The organism is Micromonospora sp. ATLC20, from assembly GCF_057196585.1.
The window spans coordinates 1-2,244 of record NZ_JBXUOV010000343.1; the positions used below are offsets into that span (position 1 = coordinate 1).

General features: G+C 77.9%; 1 protein-coding gene. It reads right to left on the reverse strand.

All coding sequences use genetic code 11. The features are described from left to right. The coding region (locus AC2CHG_RS31095; RefSeq protein WP_484526172.1) for an ATP-binding protein at window positions 1-2,244 on the reverse strand (2,244 nt) is incomplete at both ends.

A 2,244-nucleotide genomic window follows, 5' to 3' on the forward strand; every position in this document is an offset into this window, starting at 1 on the left:
GCCACCGTCTCGGCCCGCAGTCGCCGCGCCTCGGCCGCGTCGCCCGGCCCGTCGCGCCCGGCGAGCGCGCCCACCAGACCGGCCCGGGCCAGCACCGACCAGGGCCGGGCGCCCAGCCGGTCCGCGGCGTCCCGGGCCGCCGCGTAGCAGTCGACCGCCGCGTCCCACCGGCCCTCGGCCGCGTCCACACCGGCCAGCCACAGATCGACCGGGCCGCCGATGTCGCAGCCGAACAACGCCGCCGCCCACTGCCCGCGGTGCGGGGTCAGGTCGGCCCGCACCGCCGCGCACCGCGCCGGGTCGCCGTCCACTGCCGCCGCCTGCGCCCGCAGGCGCAGCCACAACGGCGACACCGACCGGGGGTACGCGGTTCCCGCGGCCTCGATCGCGGCGGTGAGCCGCAGCACCGTGGCCGCGTCGCCGCGCTCGGCCGCGGTGATCGCCCGGAGCAGCTCGGCCTGCGGGTGCCCGGTGCCCACCCGGTCGAGCACCGCCTCGGCCTCGGCGAGGCGGCCGTACAGCAGCAGAATCGACCAGCGCATGTGGTGCGTCATGAACGCGTGGTCGGAGTGCCCCGGCTCGCGGTAGCCCTCCGCCTCGGCGAAGCCCGCCTCGGCGGCGGCGAGGTCGCCCTGGAAGGCGGCGATGATGGCGGTGTCCGCGATCGCCGCCACCCGCTGCCGGGCCACGTCGTCGCGTCGTGCGCCGGTCACGAACGCGGTCAGCTCCTGCCGGTAACCCGGATCGCCCAGCTCCAGCAGCGCGACCCAGCGCAGCGCCGTGGCCCACAGCTCGGTCTCCCGGTCGCCGCTGCGGCGGGCCACCTCCCGGATCTCGGCGGTGACCACTGCTCGCTCCTGCGCGGTGCCGAGCCCCCAGGTCGTGTCGTGGCGGGCCCACAGGCTGAAGGTGAGCGCCTCGTCGTCGCGGCCGTGCCGGGCGAGCGTCTCGGTGGCGGTGATCAGGTCGGTGACCAGCGCGCGTACCGGCCGTTCCAGGTCCGGCTCCGCGATCAGCCGCCGGTACGCCTCCCGGACCAGCTCGGCGGCGTCGAGCCGGCGGCGGGTGGCGGAGTGCTGCCGGTGGGCGATGAGCGCCACCCGGGTCAGCACGCCGGGATCGGGGAGCTCCCTCGCCAGCGCGGCGGCCTCGGCCAGCAGCCGCTCCACCTCGGCCGGCGGGCCGGCGTGGTGCAACAGCCCGGCCAGTTCCAGCAGCACCCGGACCCGCCGGCCGGGCTCGCCGGTCAGCTCGAGCGCGCGCCGGTAATGCCGTACCGACTCGTCCACGGCGATCCGGCCCCCGGCGTCGCGGGCGGCGGCCACCAGCAGGTCACCGGCGCGTTCCGGGTCCAGCTCGGCGCCGGCCAGCCAGGCGTGCCGGGCCAGGTGGGCCGGGCTGAGCGCGCCCGCGAGCGCGTCCGATCGGTAGACGGCCCGGACCACCGCCGCGTGCCGGGCCCGCCGTTCGTCGTCGGCGAGCCCGTCGTAGAGCGTTTCGCGGACCAGGTCGTGCACGAAGACGAACCGGCCGCCGTCGCGGGGCAGCACCAGCCGGGCCGCGGCGGCGCGGCCGAGCAGCCGGTCGACCTGCGCGACCGGAGCGGGTACGCAGGCCGCGAGCGTCCGCCCGTCGAACTCGCGGCCGAGCACGGCGGCCACCGTGAGCGCCTCGACCACTCCGGCGGGCAACTGGTCGAGCCGGCGGCGCACCACCTCCCGTACGCCGGGGGCGACGGTGTCGGTCAGGCCGTGGGTGTGCCAGAGCCGGGCGGTCTGCTCCACGAAGAAGGGGTTCCCGCCGGTGCGCCGGTGCACCTCGTCGACGAGGCTCGCGTCGGGCTCCCGGCCGGCGGTGCGGGCCATCAGGGCGGCCACCTCGGCGCGGCCCAGCCCGGCGAGCGTGACGGTGGTGGCCTTGGCGGTGAGCGGCAGCAGCCACTGCCGCAGCGGGTGGTCGCCGGATTCGACTTCGGCGTCCCGGTAGGTGCCGATCAGCAGCAACCGCTCGAACCAGGCGTGCTGGGTGACGAACTGGAGCAGCCGCAGCGACGCCGGGTCGGCCCAGTGCAGGTCGTCGAGGACCACCGCGACCGGCCGGTGCTGGGCCACGGCGACCAGCGCTGCGGTCACCGCGTCGTGCCTGTCGAACTCGGCCCGGCCGACGTCGCCCGGTGCGTCGGCGTCACCGGGCTCGGCCGCGTCGCCGGGCTCGGCCGGGTCGCCCGGCGCGGCCATGCCGCCC